The following is a 16431-nucleotide window of genomic DNA, read 5'->3' as shown; positions in this document are numbered from 1 at the left end:
GTGAAGTGAATGTGCAGATTCTGACTTTCAAGGGTATTCCTTATCAGATTAAACTCAATGACGGGGAAGAACACAGAAAACAGCTGGAAGACAGGTTCGTAAATGCGGTTTCTGAAGCCACGATGCCTGAAGATAATATCATCATGGGCAGAAAGTGGGAACAGAATTCAACCCGTTACGGGACGCCGGAAGAAGTTTTCAGTGAAGTCATTGAAGAGATCAACGCACTATATGATGAGGAGACCCTTGATAAGCTGGTTGAAGAAGCAAAAAGCAAACAGCCGCCGTCTCCTAAACAGTATCGTAAACTGAGTGTACAGGAGTTCAGGGAGGCGGAAGACTGGAAAGAACGTCTGAACCTCCTTGATCATATGGAAAATCCGACAAAGGATGACTATGAACTGCTTGAACTTGCTCTTAAGGACGAGAAAATGCAGGTCAGAAGAACAGCTGTATATCTGCTTGCAATGATTGAAGATAAAGAGACACTGCCTTACTTAAAAGCCGGTCTCGAAGATAAAGCCGTACCTGTCAGAAGAACTGCAGGGGACGGATACAGTGACCTGGGACTGAAAGAAGGATTGAATGACATGTACCCGCTGCTTGATGACAGAAGCCCCATCGTCCGCTGGCGGGCTGCAATGTTCATATATGAAGTGGGCGACAAGGAAAGCCTGCCTTACTTGTATGAATATCAGGATGACTCGCAGTATGATGTCAGATTACAAAAAGAAATTGCCATCGCACGCATAGAAAAAGGCGAAGAGGCCATGGGCAGCGTGTGGAAGCAAATTCAGGAAAGGGAGAGATAAATTGAATCCTTATGAAGAGTACATGAAGGAAGTAGCAAAGCCTATGCGGGATGAACTGACGAACCGCGACTTTGAAGATTTAACGACACCCGACACGGTGGATGCATTCATGGATAACGTAAAAGACGACGAGACAGCATTTGTCGTCATCAACAGTGTCTGCGGATGTGCAGCCGGCCTCGCACGCCCGGCTGCAGTCACCGTCGCTGAACAAAACCCAAAAAAGCCGCATCATAAAGCAACTGTTTTTGCAGGGCAGGACAGGGAAGCCACAGCGAGACTGAGGGAGTTTATCGGCGAAGAGCCTTCCAGTCCGTCATACGCTTTGTTCAAAGGTAAGAATCTTGTTCATTTTATGCCCCGTGAACAGATTGAAGGCCGCGATATCAACGATATCATGATGGATATAAAAGATTCGCTGGACAATAATATTTCATAAAAAAACCAGGAATGCCATTCCTGGTTATCGTTTTATACTATTCAGTTATGCACAGTGATACGAACCATGCTGCCATGAGGGCCAATCCGATTGAAAGTATCATTTCCATGAGCCAACACTCCAAGTAATCATTTTTATTATCATAATCAATTATATATAAGTTTAGTGGAAAAGAAAAGAGGGGTATTATGAATAATTTTGACAAGGTCTATCATCAGCTGCTTGAGCGGATCAAATCAGAAGGCTCTTTTAAAGATGACCGGACCGGGACAGGCACATATTCAGTTTTCGGTCATCAGATGCGGTTTGATTTATCGGAAGGTTTCCCTTTACTCACTACAAAAAAAGTTTTATTCAAAATGATTGCTACTGAACTCATCTGGTTTATACGCGGTGATACGAATATTAAATTTCTGCTTGAATACAATAATAATATCTGGAATGAATGGGCGTTTAAAATTTGGGTGGAGTCAGATGAGTATGAAGGTCCGGACATGACAGATTTCGGGCGCAGGGCACTGAAGGACGAAGCATTCAATGAATTGTATAAAACAGAAATGGATAAATTCAAGGAGCGGGTGCTCACTGATGAGGCATTCAGTGAAAAATACGGCAACCTTGGAAATGTCTACGGTAAACAATGGCGCGACTGGATTGGACCGGACGGTCAATCGGTGGATCAGTTGAAGAACGTCATCGATGCCATCAAGACCAACCCGGATTCGAGAAGGCATATCGTCACTGCCTGGAACCCGGCAGAAATTGATACGATGGCTCTTCCGCCGTGTCATTCATTTTTCCAGTTTTATGTCAATGACGGCAGGCTCAGCCTGCAGCTGTACCAGAGAAGTGCAGATGTATTCCTCGGTGTACCATTCAATATAGCAAGTTATTCACTGCTGCTTTTGATGGTCGCCAAAGAATGTGGTTTAGAAGCAGGTGAATTCGTGCATACTATGGGTGATGCCCATATATACTCCAATCATCTGGAGGCTGTGGATAAACAGCTGTCTAGAGACAGCTATGAACCGCCGGCTGTAAATATAAACAGCGATGCATCGATTTTTGAAATTGAGTATGAAGACTTTGAAGTGGTGGATTATGAATCTCACCCATATATCAAAGCAGCTATTGCAGTCTGATCAGGAGGGTTAGAATGGTATCGTTAATCGTAGCACATGCAAACCAGAATGTTATCGGCTTTAACGGGGATATGCCCTGGCATCTTCCCTCAGATTTAAAAAACCTTAAAAATCTGACCGAAGGCAACACGATTGTCATGGGCCGTAAAACACTTGAAACTTTACAGAAACCCTTGCCAAACCGTAAAAATGTTGTGTTGACAAGGAATAAGGATTTTAAATTTGACGGTGTGGAAATCATCCATGATATCGATGAAATTAAAAACCTGGAAGGCAGGATCTTTATTTTCGGGGGCAGCAACGTCTATAAACAGACAATGCACCTCGTAGATGAAATGTTCATCACAAAAATTCATGAAACTTTTGCGGGTGACACTTTCTTCCCCGAGTACGATGTCACAGAATGGGAAATCGAAGAAATTACACCTGGCGTAGTGGATGAAAAAAATAAATATGCACATGAATTCATGCATTTAACAAGAAAACTGTAAAGTGGAATGAGACCATGAATATGTGGAAATGGCTGTTTATAATACTTTTGCTGCTCAATATACTTGCAGTGGGTTCCCTTTATATATTTTTATCTGGTGATTACGGTGAAGTCGAGACCGGCGAAACCGGTGAAGCTGAAGACGAAAATATGATAATATTACAGAACAGCACTGTAGAAACCTTGTTGAATTCATTTCTGCAGGAAGATCAGGCAAATGATATAGAGGTTTCAATTGATGAAAACAGTATCGAGCTTTTATCTGAAAATGAATATCTGGATATGAATTTCGATACGACATTTAATCTGAGCCCGCAAATAACGGAACATTCGTTAATATTCGAAGTCAGTAATATCTCCGTAGGGCAGCTGCCCCTGACTGAAGATATGCTTTACACTTTAATCAGGACAAGTGCCGACCTGCCTGAGGGCATGGAATTCAGCACAGACTCGAAAGCGCTGATCATCGAAAAATCAATATTTGACGATTACAGTGAACTGGCACTTGATATCGAACAAATTGATCATCAGAATGACGCGTGGTACTTTTCTATTGAAAATTTAAACTGAGGTGATTTATTTTGGCAAAAGCAACATTGGGAGGCGGCTGTTTCTGGTGCCTCGTTAAACCTTTTGATCAGTGGGACGGTGTGAACGAAGTCATCTCAGGCTACTCAAATGGCGAGGTGGACAATCCAACTTATGCACAGGTAAGCACTGGAACAACCGGTCATATTGAAGTCGTACAGATAGACTATGAAGAAGATGTGATTTCTTTTGAAGAAATATTGAACATATTTTTCAAAACATTCGACCCCACCGACACAGGAGGGCAATTCGGAGACCGAGGCAGCCAGTATATGCCGGCAATCCTATACCATGATGAACAGCAGAAAGAAACTGCTGAAAAGGTTATTGAGGAAATTGACGGCAGCAACGTGTTTGACAAACCGATCAATACACCTGTCATGCCGCTCGAATCATTTTATGAAGCAGAAGAGGAACACCAGGATTTCTACAAGAAGAACCAGGGACATTATAATGCATATTATAAAGGTTCCGGACGTAAGGCATTTATAGAAAATCATTGGGGTGAATCGTAATGAGTGTACGAAAAAATATTGAGGAATTAAATTCAACAGAATATAATGTTATGAAAGAACAGGGCACTGAACCGCCGTTTCAAAATGAGTATTGGGATCATTTCGAAGAAGGGATATACGTTGACAAAATCAGCGGAAAGCCTTTATTCACTTCTAAAGATAAATTCCATTCCTCATGCGGATGGCCCAGCTTTGCAAAAGGTGCATCCGATGACATCACTGAACACTTTGATGATTCATTCGGTATGAGACGCACCGAAGTACGCAGTTCGGAATCGGACAGCCACCTTGGACATGTGTTTGATGACGGGCCGGAAGAACTCGGCGGTTTACGTTATTGCATTAATTCTGCGGCAGTCACTTTCATACCTAAGATTGAACTTGCAGAAAAAGGGTATAAAGACTACGTAGATTACTTTAATGACTAAATAGGAGTTGATACACATGTTCAAAAATTTATTTGGGAAAAAGGATGACTCACCTGTCGACAGTACACTTGAAATCAAAAGTCCATTCAATGGCAAATATGTAAAACTTGAGGATATTCCAGACCCGGTATTTTCAGAGAAGATGATGGGTGAAGGCTTTGGCATCGAACCTTCCGATGGTGAAGTCGTTTCACCGGTTGAGGGAGAAGTAATGCAGGTCTTCCCGACGAACCATGCAGTCGGAATCAAAACCGCTAATGGAATCGAATTGCTGATTCACATCGGTCTTGAAACCGTAGCTATGGAAGGGGAAGGTTTTACCGGCCATGTAAGTGAGGGCGACAGTGTTGAGGCAGGCGATAAACTTGTCACTTTTGATATTGATCTTGTAAAAAAAGAGGCAAACAGCACAATTTCACCGGTCATCATCTCGAACAGCGATATTTTAAAATCATTCGATATTGTTGAAACCGGAAATGTTACGGGTGCAGAGACGGTTGTTGCCAAAGCTGAAGTGAATTAATGAAAAATTATTCATATTATCAATATATCAAAACACGTGCCGGTGAAAAATCGGAGATTGGTATTTTGAGCGAATGTATCAAAAAAGACAGTATGTTTCCCAAACAAGAAACTGACTACCATCAACTAAGTGATTATTTGGAAAGAAACCCTTATCCTGATATTAATTTGAATGTATTCGATGATTCTTATCAGGACTATGAAAATTGGTTAAACCACTGACAAAAGGAGATTTAAAATGAGCATTCATATTAACGCACAAAAAGGTGACATAGCAGAAACAATTCTATTGCCGGGAGATCCATTACGTGCAAAGTATATAGCAGAGAACTTTCTTGAAGATGTTACCTGCTACAATGAAGTCAGAAATATGTTAGGTTTTACAGGCACTTATAAAGGCAAGCGCATCTCTGTACAAGGGACAGGCATGGGCGTGCCGTCAATCTCAATTTATATCCATGAATTGATGGAAGAGTACGGTGTCAAAAATCTGATCCGTGTCGGGACTTGCGGTGCCATTCAAAAAGATGTAAATGTACGTGATGTCATTTTGGCACAAAGTGCATCGACAGACTCATTTCAAAATAGGAAACTGTTTGGAAACTTTGATTATGCTCCGACGTCCGACTTTGACCTGCTGCTGTCAAGTTATAATGAAGCGAAGAAAAAAGGTCTGGAAGTCAAAGTGGGTAACGTATTTACTGCAGACTCATTCTATGATGAAAAGGGCGACGTGGAAATGATGGCCAAGTACGGTGTGCTTGCCCTTGAAATGGAATCTTCCGCACTCTTTACAATCAGTAAAAAGTTTGATGCCAGAGCTTTAGCCATCTTGACGGTTTCAGACCATGTACTGACAGGCGAAGCAACTTCCAGTGAAGAAAGACAGACAACATTCAATGAAATGATAGAAGTTGCCCTGGATGCGGCTCTGCCATTTGCTGGTGAATAATTTTTCGATAATTTATAGTTTATAATGGAACAGTGGAATTTCCACTGTTCTTTTTCTTTTAATATTGTCTACCTACTGATAAACTATAAGATATTATGCTCTTAGAAGTTAGGTGTGTGTAACTTGGACGAAAATAAAAATAATAATGAAACAACCCATAAATCCAAAAGAATCAGCATCAATCCTTTCTGGCTGATCATAACCATCCTTGCTGCTGTAATCCTGTCCAGTGTGATTACAGCGTTAAGTCTGGAAGCAGGTTCGGAAAAGGCGGTCAACGTCGGAACTGATACCAGAAGTGAATTCTCTAAATTATATAGTGTGTACGATACCATTTCCACAGATTTTTACGATGAGGTCGACAACGAGGAATTGATTGAATCCGCAATAGATGGAATGGTTCAAGGTCTCGATGACCCTTACAGCGAATATATGAATGTCGATGACACAGAAGCCTTTCAGGAAACTGTCACCGGGGATTTTGAAGGTATCGGCGCAGAAGTGATGCAGGAAGGCAACCGTATTGTAGTGACTTCGCCTATGCGCGGCTCACCCGCAGAAGCAGCGGGAGTAGAACCCGGAGATCAGATCACTGCTGTTGATGGTGAGAGCATAGAAGGTATGACAACGACTGAAGCCGTACAGCTTATCCGCGGTGAAAAAGGTACTGATGTAGTACTTACAATCGTCCGCGGTGAAGGAGAACCTATTGACATAACAGTGACAAGAGACACTATTCATATTGACAGCGTTACTTATGAAGAAGTTGATAATGTCGGTCATATCAGTATCAACAGATTCCAGGAAGGTACAACCGAAGAATTTGAAGAAAGTATCAATCAGGCTGCTGACGATGACGTAGAAGATATCATCGTCGATTTCAGATACAACCCGGGCGGGCTGCTTTCAGAAGCAGTATCGCTGATCAACCAGTTTGTTCCAAAAAATGAAGTTGCCCTGATGCTGGAAGACAGCAATGGAGAGAGAGTCGAACTGGAAACCGAGAACCGCCATAACAGCAACACAGAAGACATGAATGTATATATATTGATAAACGAAGGATCAGCAAGTGCATCCGAAGTATTTACAGGAGCTCTCAATGACCATTTCGATGATGTTGTCATCGCCGGCACACAATCATTCGGTAAAGGTGTAGTGCAGCAGACACAAAATTTCAATGATAATTCAATGTTGAAATATACTAATACGAAGTGGCTGACACCGGAAGGCACCTGGGTCCATGAAGAAGGCATTACACCTGATGTAGAACTGGTCAATCCTGACTACTACAGGGTGGAAGTCATTAATGAAGATGATGTCTATACTGAAGGACAGGAGAGCGAAACGATCACTTCCATAAAAGTTGCACTTGATACGCTCGGCTATGATGTCGGTACAATCAACGAAACTTTTAATGAAGAACTGATTGATGCAGTCATGAGTTTCCAGGAAGACCATGATATTGAAGCAGATGGAAATGTGACAGGAGACACGTCGATTACATTGATGTCCGAGCTCAGGACGTATATCAATGAGAATGATGCACAGCTTGAGTACCTTGTTGATTATATCAATGGTGAATACAGCGAAGAAGAAATAGAAGAGACAGCACAGGAAAATGCACAGAATATAGAAATAAAATCAATTGAAGAACTTCAGGAAGAAGCTGAAGGGACAGAGGCAGAATAATTTCAGGTCGCACAAAGTATTTTTGTGCGACTTTTATTGTGCCAAAAGTCGAAATGGTTTAAAGTTATATCATAAAGAAAAAATGGAGGTTATTATGGAATCTTCAAAAAGAAAGGTTATTTTAACCGGCGGCGGTACAGTGGGCCACGTCATGCTGAATAAATTACTTATCCCCAGTTTCCTGAATAATAATGTTGAACCTGTATATATTGGTTCAAAAACTGGAATTGAAAAAGAAATCATCAGCCCAACCTCAATAAGGTATTGTAATATATCCAGCGGTAAACTGAGAAGATATATTTCATTTGAAAATCTGAAGGATATTTTCAAAGTGACAAAGGGGATATTTGATGCCCGAAAAATTTTGAAAAAGGAAATGCCAGACCTTGTATTTTCAAAAGGCGGATTTGTCAGCGTACCTGTCGTACTAGCTGCAAAATCATTGAAAATTCCGGTCTATATTCATGAATCTGATCTGACACCAGGACTCGCAAACAAAATTTCAACAAGGTTTGCGACTAAATGTTATGTCACTTTCAAAAAAACGATGGACTATCTGCCGGAAAATAAGGCTGAATATTTAGGTCCTGTCATAAGAGATGAATTATTGAATGGTTACAGCGAAAAAGGGTATGAACTGTCAGGGTTCAAACCTGAAAAACCTATTTTAATGTTCATGGGCGGTTCACTGGGATCGAAATCCATAAACAGATTTGTAAGAGAAAACATCTCTGTATTGACAGATGAATTTCAAATCATTCATCTGTGCGGTAAAGATAATATTGATGAAAATCTGAGTCATAATGAAAATTATATTCAATTTGAATTCGTCGGAGATGAGCTTGCACATTTCATAAATATTTCAGATATCGTCATTGGCAGAAGTGGTTCGAATGCCATTTATGAATTGCTGTTAAATCAAAAACCTATGATCCTCATACCCCTGCCGCTCGGTCAAAGCAGGGGCGACCAGTTGGAAAATGCCCGTTATTTTGAAGAGAAAGGTTATGCAAAGGTTATTCAGGAAGAAGATTTGACACTTAATAATTTCAACGCTGCATTTAATGATATAAATGAGACACGTCAAGATATCATTATGACCATGAAACAGTTCAAAGGCGGGTTCAAACCTGACACACTGGTATCCAAGCTGCTGAATGAGGAGGAAGTCGAGTGAGCCGATTTAAAAAATTATCCTTGTTCCTGGTCTTCACTTTAATATTCGGTGTCATTGCCGTCTTTCATGAATCCAGACCTGGACAGTGGATTGACAGGGAAGTATATGAATTCATATACGCTTCAGAAAGCTTCATAACAACTGCATTTATGCTCGGCTTCACTCAAATAGGAGAAGTGCTGTCCATGGTGATCCTTTCCATCATCATGATAGCTATACTGATGCTCTACAAGCTTAAATTTCATACTCTGTTCTTTGTTATCTCGATGATTGCGAGCAGCATCATGATACCTGTGATGAAAAATGCCTTCGACAGAGAAAGACCATCATTATTAAGACTGATAGATATTTCCGGCTTCAGTTTTCCAAGCGGACATGCCACAGGTTCGACCATCTTTTTCGGTTCCCTGATGGCAATCATCAACAAAACATCTTTGAAGAACAAGAGTGTTTTGTATGCTTTATGTGCTTTTTTTATTTTGATGATTTCATCTTCAAGAGTATATCTCGGCGTCCATTATCCTACGGATGTCATCGCGGGTATTACAATCGGGACAGCCGCAGTAATAGGTACCAGCTACCTGCTTCATAACAAATTTAATAAAAGCAGATACGTCTGATTATATGACATGGCAGTGCAGATACTTTTGCATTGCCATTTTCCATTCACGCAATTATAATTAATCTGCATTATATAATTGTAAAGAAGGTGATTTCAAATGGCTGTAAATTTATATGAATCCATAACGTTGGAAAATGAAAGAATCAGACTTGTCCCTCTCCAGTTGAGCCATGCAGAAGAACTGCAGGACATCAACCATGAGAGCATCTGGTCCTATATGTTGTTTCAGGCAACGACACTGCCGCTCATGACAGAGTGGATAAAAAGCGCCATAGAACTTAGAAATCAATTGAAAAGCATCCCTTTTGCAGTTATATTGAAAAACAGCGGAGAAGTTGTCGGCAGTACGAGGATACAGCATATTGACTATGAACGGCAAAGTTGTGAAATCGGTGCGACATGGTTTGGTACAAAAGCACACCGGTCCTTCGTAAACTCGGACAGTAAGTTTCTGCTGCTCGAATTCTGTTTTGAAACTTTAAATATGATGAGAGTCCAGATCAGGGTGGACGAAAGAAATGTAAGAAGCCACCGGGCAGTTGAAAGACTCGGCTTTACCAAAGAGGGGATACTGAGAAAAGAACGTAAGCTTCACGGCGTTCCCCGCAACTTGATCGTCTATTCGATCATTGATGATGAATGGGCGGATGTGAAGAAAAATCTGATGATAAAACAGCAGAGTTACATGCTGGACATGCCTGATTTTACGGCAAGCTGACACATAATTCATATTATGTGTTTTTTATTTTTCATATAAATAAAAAGTGGTATGATAGCACAAAGGAAGTGAATGGATTGAAGCATGTACTGGTTATAGAGGATGAGCTTAATTTAGCTCGTTTTATAGAGCTTGAACTGACCCATGAAGGGTACTCTGTAACATTGAGTGCCGACGGGGAAGATGGGCTCGACAAAGCATTGAATTATAATTATGACTGCATCTTATTGGACTTGATGCTGCCGGCTTTAAACGGCCTTGAAGTCTGCCGCAGAATCCGTAAATCCAAAAATACGCCAATCATCATGATTACCGCCAAAGGGGAAACTTACGACAAAGTGGTCGGATTGGATTACGGGGCAGATGACTACATAGTAAAACCGTTTGAAATCGAAGAACTTCTGGCAAGAATCCGTGTAATGCTGAGAAGGGCGGATGATTCGGAAGCCGGCAATAATAAGATTCTTTCACTGCATGGGATTTCAGTGGACATTTCCGCTTACAAAGTGACAATTGATGATACCGAATTGGAACTGACCAAAACGGAATATGAACTGCTTTATCTTCTTATGAAAAATGTCGGCATCGTTCTGAGGCGGGAGCAGATATTGGAACATGTCTGGGGATATGACAGTGAAGTTGAAACCAATGTGGTGGACGTCTATATAAGATATTTACGCAATAAGCTCAAACCCTTCAACAAGCACAAAGTAATAGAAACTGTCCGGGGAGTCGGGTACGTGATAAGAACATGAACAAAAACTCCTTAAAGTATAAATGGCTGAGATTATCCACACTGATAATATCATTCACCTATCTGATATTCAGTACCCTTCTGATTTATTTCACCAGTCTTTATTTAAGAGACCTCGAAGAAAGGGCACTGGACAGAAGTCTTGAGGAACTTCAGCATATTTATGAAACACAACCCATCAATACTATTTCAAGAAATGATATTATCACAAGCCTTTATGACGAACAGACAATGATTCTTTATACACGGAGCGGCAATATCGTTACAACTGAACCGACGAATCAGTTGCATGACCTGCCGTTAGACTTCGTGCCGGTCAGTGATACAGTCATCACATCGATGGAAACAGATGACGGCAATTTTCTTGTTGGCCGGTCTAATATCGATACTATGTATTGGAATGGTTATCTGACAGTCATTCATCCACTGGATAATTATTATCTGATTATTCGGACCATGGTCCTCATTGCATTGATTATTGGTTTTCTTTCAATATTATTCACTTCGATAGTCAGCTACTTCTTCTCCACACAGATGGTCAAGCCGATTCGAAGCATTGCCAATCAATTGAAACGGATAGAAGGGGAAGGTGTTTCTGAACGTCTTTCATTATCTACAGATACCGAGGAAACCGATTATATGGTTACCTCATTCAATAATATGATGGATTCACTTGAAGAGTCGTTCAATCAGCAGAAACAGTTTGTGGAAGATGCTTCCCACGAACTCAGAACGCCGCTGCAGATTATCCAGGGTCACTTGAAACTCATCAACCGGTGGGGGAAAAATGATCCTAAAATTCTGGAAGAGTCCCTGAATATATCCATCGATGAGCTCCACCGCATCAATAAGCTGGTTGAAGAGTTATTACTGCTGACAAAAAATAATCCAAGGCAGCTGGAGGAAGTTGAAACAGTAAATATAATAGATGAGATCAACTCCCGGGTCGACAGTATGAGAAAGATCCATCCTGATTATCATTTTGCTGTTGAGCACTCGCATGACTCCATACCATTTAAGATCAATAATCATCATTTAGAGCAGTTATTACTGATTTTCCTCGACAATGCTGTAAAGTATGATACAGAGTATAAATACATCATTACCAAGACTGAGAAACATAATGAATATTTCGACATTATAATAATGGACCACGGTATAGGTATACCAGAAGAAGATCTTGAGAATGTTTTCAACAGATTTTACAGGGTGGACAAATCACGCAGCAGACAGCAGGGAGGCAACGGCCTCGGATTATCCATCGGTAAGAAGCTGATTGAAAACTATAAAGGTAAAGTATGGTTTGAAAGTGAAGAAGGAAATTTTACAAAAGTTATTATCCGATTCCCTTTAAATGAAGGCAATTCATAAAGTTGCCACCTTTAAAATAGCATTAAGTAGTGCTAAAATGGGAATGTATAATATATAAAACATATAAAACTAAAGAGGTGCTGCAAAGATGGAAGGGAAAGCCTATGAAGAGGCTCCAATGAGATTCGGAATGAATCTTGGTCTACTCCTTGATATTCATGATTCTTATTTAGAAAATCCAAATAATGTCAGCGATGAAATGCGAACATTGTTTGAAAATCTAGGAACATCGCAAGATGGTAGTTTAAGTCAGGATGCGAAACAAAATGTAAAGGGTATGCTGCGTCTTTTGGACGAAATTCGACTTTTCGGTCATTTGGAAGCAGATATTTATCCTGTATATGAACCAGAGATTAAAAATAAACCTTCTTTAGACTTTAAAGAACACGGTATTTCAGATGAATTGTTGAAGAATGTACCTGCTTCACTGGTAAGTCCCCACCTGGGATCGTTATATGACAATGCAAGTGAGGCTTTCAATCACTTGTATGAAGTATATACGGGTCCCATTGCATACCAGTTTATGCATATCAATGATTCAAAAGAAAGACAATGGCTGAAAGAAACAATTGAAAATCAAGATGAAGTCAATCTCAAATCAGATGAAAAAATCGAACTCTTTAAAGTACTGTCCAAAGTTGAAGGATTTGAAAAATACCTTCATAAGAACTTTGTCGGAGCCAAGCGTTTCTCTATTGAAGGTCTGGACACCATGGTCCCGATGCTCGAACATTTATTGAAGTTGATGGCTAAGGAAAATATTCCGAATCTTCAAATCGGCATGGCTCACAGAGGACGTTTGAATGTACTGACTCATATTTTGGAAAAACCATATGAGATGATGCTCAGTGAATTCATGCACACTGATCCGATGAAGTTCCTGCCGGAAGATAATTCATTATCACTGACTTCCGGATGGGTCGGGGATGTCAAATACCATCTCGGCGGATCAAAACTGAGAACTGACAATGGAATTGACCAGCAGATTACGCTGGCAAACAACCCGAGTCACCTTGAGGTTGTTAGTCCCGTAGTCCAGGGGAAAACAAGAGCAGAGCAGGAAGATACAGACCATAACGGCCTGCCAGACCTGGATTTCAACCGCTCATTGGCCGTTTTAGTCCATGGTGACGCTGCATTTCCTGCACAGGGTGTTGTTTTTGAATCACTGAACCTCGGTAAATTGGACGGCTACACAACAGGCGGTTCTATCCATATTGTTGCCAATAACAGAGTCGGTTTTACGACGGAGGAATTCGATGCCCGTTCAACCGACCATGCATCAGATGCCGCATTAAGTTTCAATCTGCCGGTATTTCATGTTAACGCTGACAAGCCTGAACATGTACTCAGAACGATCGAACTCGCTCTTAAATATCGACAGGCGTTCAATAAAGATGCTGTCATCAATTTAATCGGCTACCGTCGTTACGGCCATAATGAAATGGATGAACCGAGCACAACCAACCCGATGCTTTATAAAGAAGTGAAGGCTCACGATACAATTGAGCATATATACGGCAGTCAGCTGGTTGAAGAAAAAATCATTTCAAAAGAAGAAAAAGAAAATATCATAGAAGATGCACAAAAGGAAATGCGTGCTGCACATGATAAAATCGATAAAACGGATACTGTCATCAAATCCGAAATCGAAGTGCCTGAAGCAATTCAGGAAGGTTTGAAGAACGAACCGGAACCTGAAATAACACTTGAACGATTAAAAGAAATCAATGATGCATTATTCGAATATCCCGAAGACTTTACGGTATTCAAGAAGCTGAAGCAGGTGCTTGACCGCCGCAAACTGCCATTCGAGGATGATACAGCACTGGTGGACTGGGCACATGCGGAAGCTTTGGCATTTGCAACCATCAATCAGGATGGTACGCCGATCAGATTAACGGGCCAGGATTCACAAAGAGGTACTTTTGCCCACAGACATGCGGTACTTCACGATTCAGAAAACGGCAGAGAATACATCCCACTGCATCATGTACCAGATGTAAAGGCAACATTTGATATTCATAACTCTCCTTTATCAGAGGCAGCCGTAGTCGGTTTTGATTATGGATACAACGTTGAAAACAAGGAATCACTTGTAATCTGGGAAGCACAGTATGGTGACTTTGCCAACATGGCACAGGTTTACTTTGATAATTTCATGTCTTCAGGAAATGCCAAATGGGGAGAAACAAGCGGCTTTACGTTGTTCCTGCCACACGGTCAGGAAGGCTCCGGCCCTGAGCATTCAAGTGCAAGACTGGAAAGATTCCTGCATTTAGGTGCAAACCAGAACATGACAGTAGTCAATCTGACAAGTACTGCAAACTATTTCTATTTACTCAGAAGACAGGCGAGATATCTGAACACTGATAAGATGAGACCTCTCGTTATCATGTCACCAAAAAGCTTACTCAGAAATCAGCTTGTAAGCAACCCTGTAGATAAATTTATCGGCAATCATTTCAGAGAGATAATCGTCGAAAAACATGATAAATCCAAGGTTAAAAAAGTGCTCCTGGCACATGGTAAGATGGCAGTCGATCTTCTGAACCATCAAAAGGACAATAACCCGGAAGAAATCGCACTTATAAGAATTGAACAGCTTTATCCTTTCCCTGGCGAAGAGATAAAAGAAGTTCTTGACAGCATTGAAAATCTCGACGAAGTGAGATTTGTACAGGAAGAACCGAAGAATATGGGAGCTTACAGTTCTGTACTTCCAAAAATCCTTGATATTTTACCGCAAAATGTAAAAAGGTCATATGTTGGCCGTCCGATTTCATCTTCACCAGCTGAAGGTGATGGAGAGACTTATAAAAAGATACAACAAAATATTATAGAAAAAGCAATGAAAGTGCAGGAGGATGAATAATGGCTGAAGTAAGAATACCAGAATTAGCTGAGTCGATTTCAGAAGGAACAATTGCGTCATGGTTAAAAGGTGTAGGTGACTCTGTAGAAAAAGGTGAAAATATATTAGAACTTGAAACTGATAAGGTCAATGTTGAAGTTATCAGTGAAGAGGCTGGTGTAATCACAGAGCTTAAAGCAGAGGAAGGTGACACTGTCGAAGTTGGACAAGTGATTGCCGTTGTTGATGAAAGCGGTGAAGCATCACCATCAGAAGATAAAAAAGATGATGAAAAAGAAGAGAAGAAAGATGATAAGGAAGATGCTTCCAAAGACGAAGAGAAAAAATCTGAGTCGGACTCCCAGCCAAAAGAGGATGAAAGCTCTGAAGATACTGAAGGGTCTGACCGCATCATCGCTTCTCCGGCAGCAAGAAAACTTGCAAGAGAAAAAGGTCTTTCACTTAAAGAAATCAACGCAGGTGATCCAAGAGGGCATGTCCGCTCCCAGGATGTAGAGAATCATGAGGCATCAAAGGCCAACCAGAAATCGGAAAGCAAGAAATCTGAAGAAAAATCTGAATCTAAACCTGCAAGTACAGAACCTGAAAAACCGGTCATCAGAGAAAAGATGTCCAGACGCCGACAAACAATTGCCAAACGCCTGCACGAAGTTAAGCAGAATACGGCAATGCTGACAACGTTCAATGAAGTCGATATGACGAATGTGATGGAACTCAGAAAACGTAAAAAAGAATCTTTCCAGGAAAAGCATGACGGTACACGTCTTGGTTTCATGTCATTCTTCACTAAAGCATCAGTGGCAGCATTAAGACAATTCCCTGCTGTAAATGCTGAAATTGATGGAGATGAAATGATCTATAAACAGTTCTATGATGTCGGTGTCGCAGTATCTACCGATGAAGGACTGGTCGTTCCGGTTGTCAGAAACTGTGACCGCAAAACATTTGCTGAAATCGAAGCTGATATCGCCGGCCTTGCGACGAAGGCAATCGAGAAAAAATTATCACTGGATGAAATGACGGGCGGTTCATTTACCATCACAAATGGCGGTGTATTCGGTTCATTACTGTCCACACCGATCATGAATGGCACCCAGGCAGGTATTCTAGGCATGCATACAATTCAAAAGCGTCCAGTTGCAATGCCTGACGGCTCCATAGAAGTGCGCCCGATGATGTACATTGCACTGAGCTATGATCACAGAGTGATCGACGGCAAAGAATCAGTAAACTTCCTGAAGACGATTAAGGAACTGATTGAAAACCCTGAAGACTTACTATTGGAAGGTTAAAATTAATTCAAAGCAAGATACTGTTACTGGTATCTTGCTTTTTTA

General features: G+C 40.9%; 18 protein-coding genes. All 18 read left to right on the top strand.

The genetic code is table 11. From position 1 onward, the window contains the following. Window positions 1–11 precede the first annotated feature (11 nt). The 18 genes from BLR15_RS03775 to odhB all read left to right on the top strand — a co-directional run bounded on the left by BLR15_RS03775 (window position 12) and on the right by odhB (window position 16386). A complete protein-coding gene (locus tag BLR15_RS03775) occupies window positions 12–812 on the top strand; it encodes a virulence factor (protein WP_456236147.1) in 801 nt (266 codons plus the stop codon). 1 nt (window position 813) lies between these two features. Continuing rightward, window positions 814–1251 (top strand): BrxA/BrxB family bacilliredoxin, encoded by a 438-nt coding sequence (locus tag BLR15_RS03770; RefSeq protein ID WP_092984832.1) that lies wholly within the window; start codon window positions 814–816, stop codon window positions 1249–1251. Window positions 1252–1436: 185 nt separating this feature from the next. Continuing rightward, window positions 1437–2393, top strand: a complete 957-nt coding sequence (locus tag BLR15_RS03765) for a thymidylate synthase (protein ID WP_245696588.1) — start codon at window positions 1437–1439, stop codon at window positions 2391–2393. A 14-nt stretch (window positions 2394–2407) separates the two neighbouring features. Continuing rightward, complete coding sequence (locus tag BLR15_RS03760) at window positions 2408–2884, top strand: dihydrofolate reductase (RefSeq protein WP_092984828.1); 477 nt, start codon at window positions 2408–2410, stop codon at window positions 2882–2884. Window positions 2885–2904: 20 nt separating this feature from the next. Further along, window positions 2905–3453: a DUF2140 family protein gene (locus tag BLR15_RS03755; RefSeq protein ID WP_176754044.1), complete on the top strand. Its 549-nt coding sequence runs from the start codon at window positions 2905–2907 to the stop codon at window positions 3451–3453. A gap of 11 nt (window positions 3454–3464) precedes the next feature. Beyond that, the gene (msrA, locus tag BLR15_RS03750) at window positions 3465–3986 is read left to right on the top strand and encodes a peptide-methionine (S)-S-oxide reductase MsrA (RefSeq protein ID WP_092984824.1); all 522 of its coding nucleotides are present in this window, start codon (window positions 3465–3467) and stop codon (window positions 3984–3986) included. Then, the gene (gene msrB, locus BLR15_RS03745; protein WP_092984822.1) at window positions 3986–4414 is read left to right on the top strand and encodes a peptide-methionine (R)-S-oxide reductase MsrB; all 429 of its coding nucleotides are present in this window, start codon (window positions 3986–3988) and stop codon (window positions 4412–4414) included. The genes msrA and msrB overlap by 1 nt, the downstream gene beginning before the upstream one ends. A gap of 16 nt (window positions 4415–4430) precedes the next feature. Next, on the top strand, window positions 4431–4937 hold the full coding sequence (locus BLR15_RS03740) for a PTS sugar transporter subunit IIA (RefSeq protein ID WP_092984820.1): 507 nt from the start codon (window positions 4431–4433) through the stop codon (window positions 4935–4937). After that, window positions 4937–5158 (top strand): YozE family protein, encoded by a 222-nt coding sequence (locus tag BLR15_RS03735; RefSeq protein WP_092984818.1) that lies wholly within the window; start codon window positions 4937–4939, stop codon window positions 5156–5158. The genes BLR15_RS03740 and BLR15_RS03735 overlap by 1 nt, the downstream gene beginning before the upstream one ends. A 16-nt stretch (window positions 5159–5174) precedes the next feature. Then, window positions 5175–5888 (top strand): purine-nucleoside phosphorylase, encoded by a 714-nt coding sequence (gene deoD / locus BLR15_RS03730; RefSeq protein ID WP_092984816.1) that lies wholly within the window; start codon window positions 5175–5177, stop codon window positions 5886–5888. 123 nt (window positions 5889–6011) lie between these two features. Further along, window positions 6012–7577, top strand: coding sequence for a S41 family peptidase (locus BLR15_RS03725; protein WP_092984814.1), 1566 nt, complete (start codon window positions 6012–6014; stop codon window positions 7575–7577). A gap of 94 nt (window positions 7578–7671) precedes the next feature. Continuing rightward, window positions 7672–8754 carry an undecaprenyldiphospho-muramoylpentapeptide beta-N-acetylglucosaminyltransferase gene (locus BLR15_RS03720; protein WP_092984812.1) on the top strand — a complete coding sequence of 361 codons (1083 nt, stop codon included), beginning with the start codon at window positions 7672–7674 and terminating at the stop codon, window positions 8752–8754. Then, window positions 8751–9374, top strand: a complete 624-nt coding sequence (locus BLR15_RS03715) for a phosphatase PAP2 family protein (RefSeq protein ID WP_092984810.1) — start codon at window positions 8751–8753, stop codon at window positions 9372–9374. Before BLR15_RS03720 ends, BLR15_RS03715 begins: the two co-directional genes overlap by 4 nt. Window positions 9375–9473: 99 nt before the next feature. Further along, complete coding sequence (locus BLR15_RS03710) at window positions 9474–10094, top strand: GNAT family N-acetyltransferase (RefSeq protein ID WP_092984808.1); 621 nt, start codon at window positions 9474–9476, stop codon at window positions 10092–10094. Window positions 10095–10171: 77 nt separating this feature from the next. Beyond that, window positions 10172–10849, top strand: a complete 678-nt coding sequence (locus BLR15_RS03705) for a response regulator transcription factor (protein ID WP_092984806.1) — start codon at window positions 10172–10174, stop codon at window positions 10847–10849. Continuing rightward, on the top strand, window positions 10846–12219 hold the full coding sequence (locus BLR15_RS03700) for a sensor histidine kinase (RefSeq protein ID WP_092984804.1): 1374 nt from the start codon (window positions 10846–10848) through the stop codon (window positions 12217–12219). The genes BLR15_RS03705 and BLR15_RS03700 overlap by 4 nt, the downstream gene beginning before the upstream one ends. Before the next feature lie 88 nt (window positions 12220–12307). Continuing rightward, on the top strand, window positions 12308–15094 hold the full coding sequence (locus BLR15_RS03695) for a 2-oxoglutarate dehydrogenase E1 component (RefSeq protein WP_092984802.1): 2787 nt from the start codon (window positions 12308–12310) through the stop codon (window positions 15092–15094). After that, window positions 15094–16386, top strand: coding sequence for a 2-oxoglutarate dehydrogenase complex dihydrolipoyllysine-residue succinyltransferase (odhB, locus tag BLR15_RS03690; RefSeq protein ID WP_092984800.1), 1293 nt, complete (start codon window positions 15094–15096; stop codon window positions 16384–16386). Before BLR15_RS03695 ends, odhB begins: the two co-directional genes overlap by 1 nt. Window positions 16387–16431 lie beyond the last annotated feature (45 nt).

The sequence above is a fragment of the Lacicoccus qingdaonensis genome (assembly GCF_900101075.1).
Classification (GTDB): domain Bacteria; phylum Bacillota; class Bacilli; order Staphylococcales; family Salinicoccaceae; genus Lacicoccus; species Lacicoccus qingdaonensis.
This window is presented reverse-complemented; position numbering and strand designations above follow the sequence as displayed.

What these genes read in the sequence shown, in the direction of transcription:
- BLR15_RS03760 (WP_092984828.1), top strand. Translation starts at nt 2,408, where the DNA reads ATGGTATCGTTAATCGTAGCACATGCAAACCAGAATGTTATCGGCTTT.
- BLR15_RS03755 (WP_176754044.1), top strand. Translation starts at nt 2,905, where the DNA reads ATGTGGAAATGGCTGTTTATAATACTTTTGCTGCTCAATATACTTGCA.
- msrB (WP_092984822.1), top strand. Translation starts at nt 3,986, where the DNA reads ATGAGTGTACGAAAAAATATTGAGGAATTAAATTCAACAGAATATAAT.
- BLR15_RS03740 (WP_092984820.1), top strand. Translation starts at nt 4,431, where the DNA reads ATGTTCAAAAATTTATTTGGGAAAAAGGATGACTCACCTGTCGACAGT.
- BLR15_RS03735 (WP_092984818.1), top strand. Translation starts at nt 4,937, where the DNA reads ATGAAAAATTATTCATATTATCAATATATCAAAACACGTGCCGGTGAA.
- deoD (WP_092984816.1), top strand. Translation starts at nt 5,175, where the DNA reads ATGAGCATTCATATTAACGCACAAAAAGGTGACATAGCAGAAACAATT.
- BLR15_RS03720 (WP_092984812.1), top strand. Translation starts at nt 7,672, where the DNA reads ATGGAATCTTCAAAAAGAAAGGTTATTTTAACCGGCGGCGGTACAGTG.
- BLR15_RS03710 (WP_092984808.1), top strand. Translation starts at nt 9,474, where the DNA reads ATGGCTGTAAATTTATATGAATCCATAACGTTGGAAAATGAAAGAATC.
- BLR15_RS03700 (WP_092984804.1), top strand. Translation starts at nt 10,846, where the DNA reads ATGAACAAAAACTCCTTAAAGTATAAATGGCTGAGATTATCCACACTG.
- BLR15_RS03695 (WP_092984802.1), top strand. Translation starts at nt 12,308, where the DNA reads ATGGAAGGGAAAGCCTATGAAGAGGCTCCAATGAGATTCGGAATGAAT.
- odhB (WP_092984800.1), top strand. Translation starts at nt 15,094, where the DNA reads ATGGCTGAAGTAAGAATACCAGAATTAGCTGAGTCGATTTCAGAAGGA.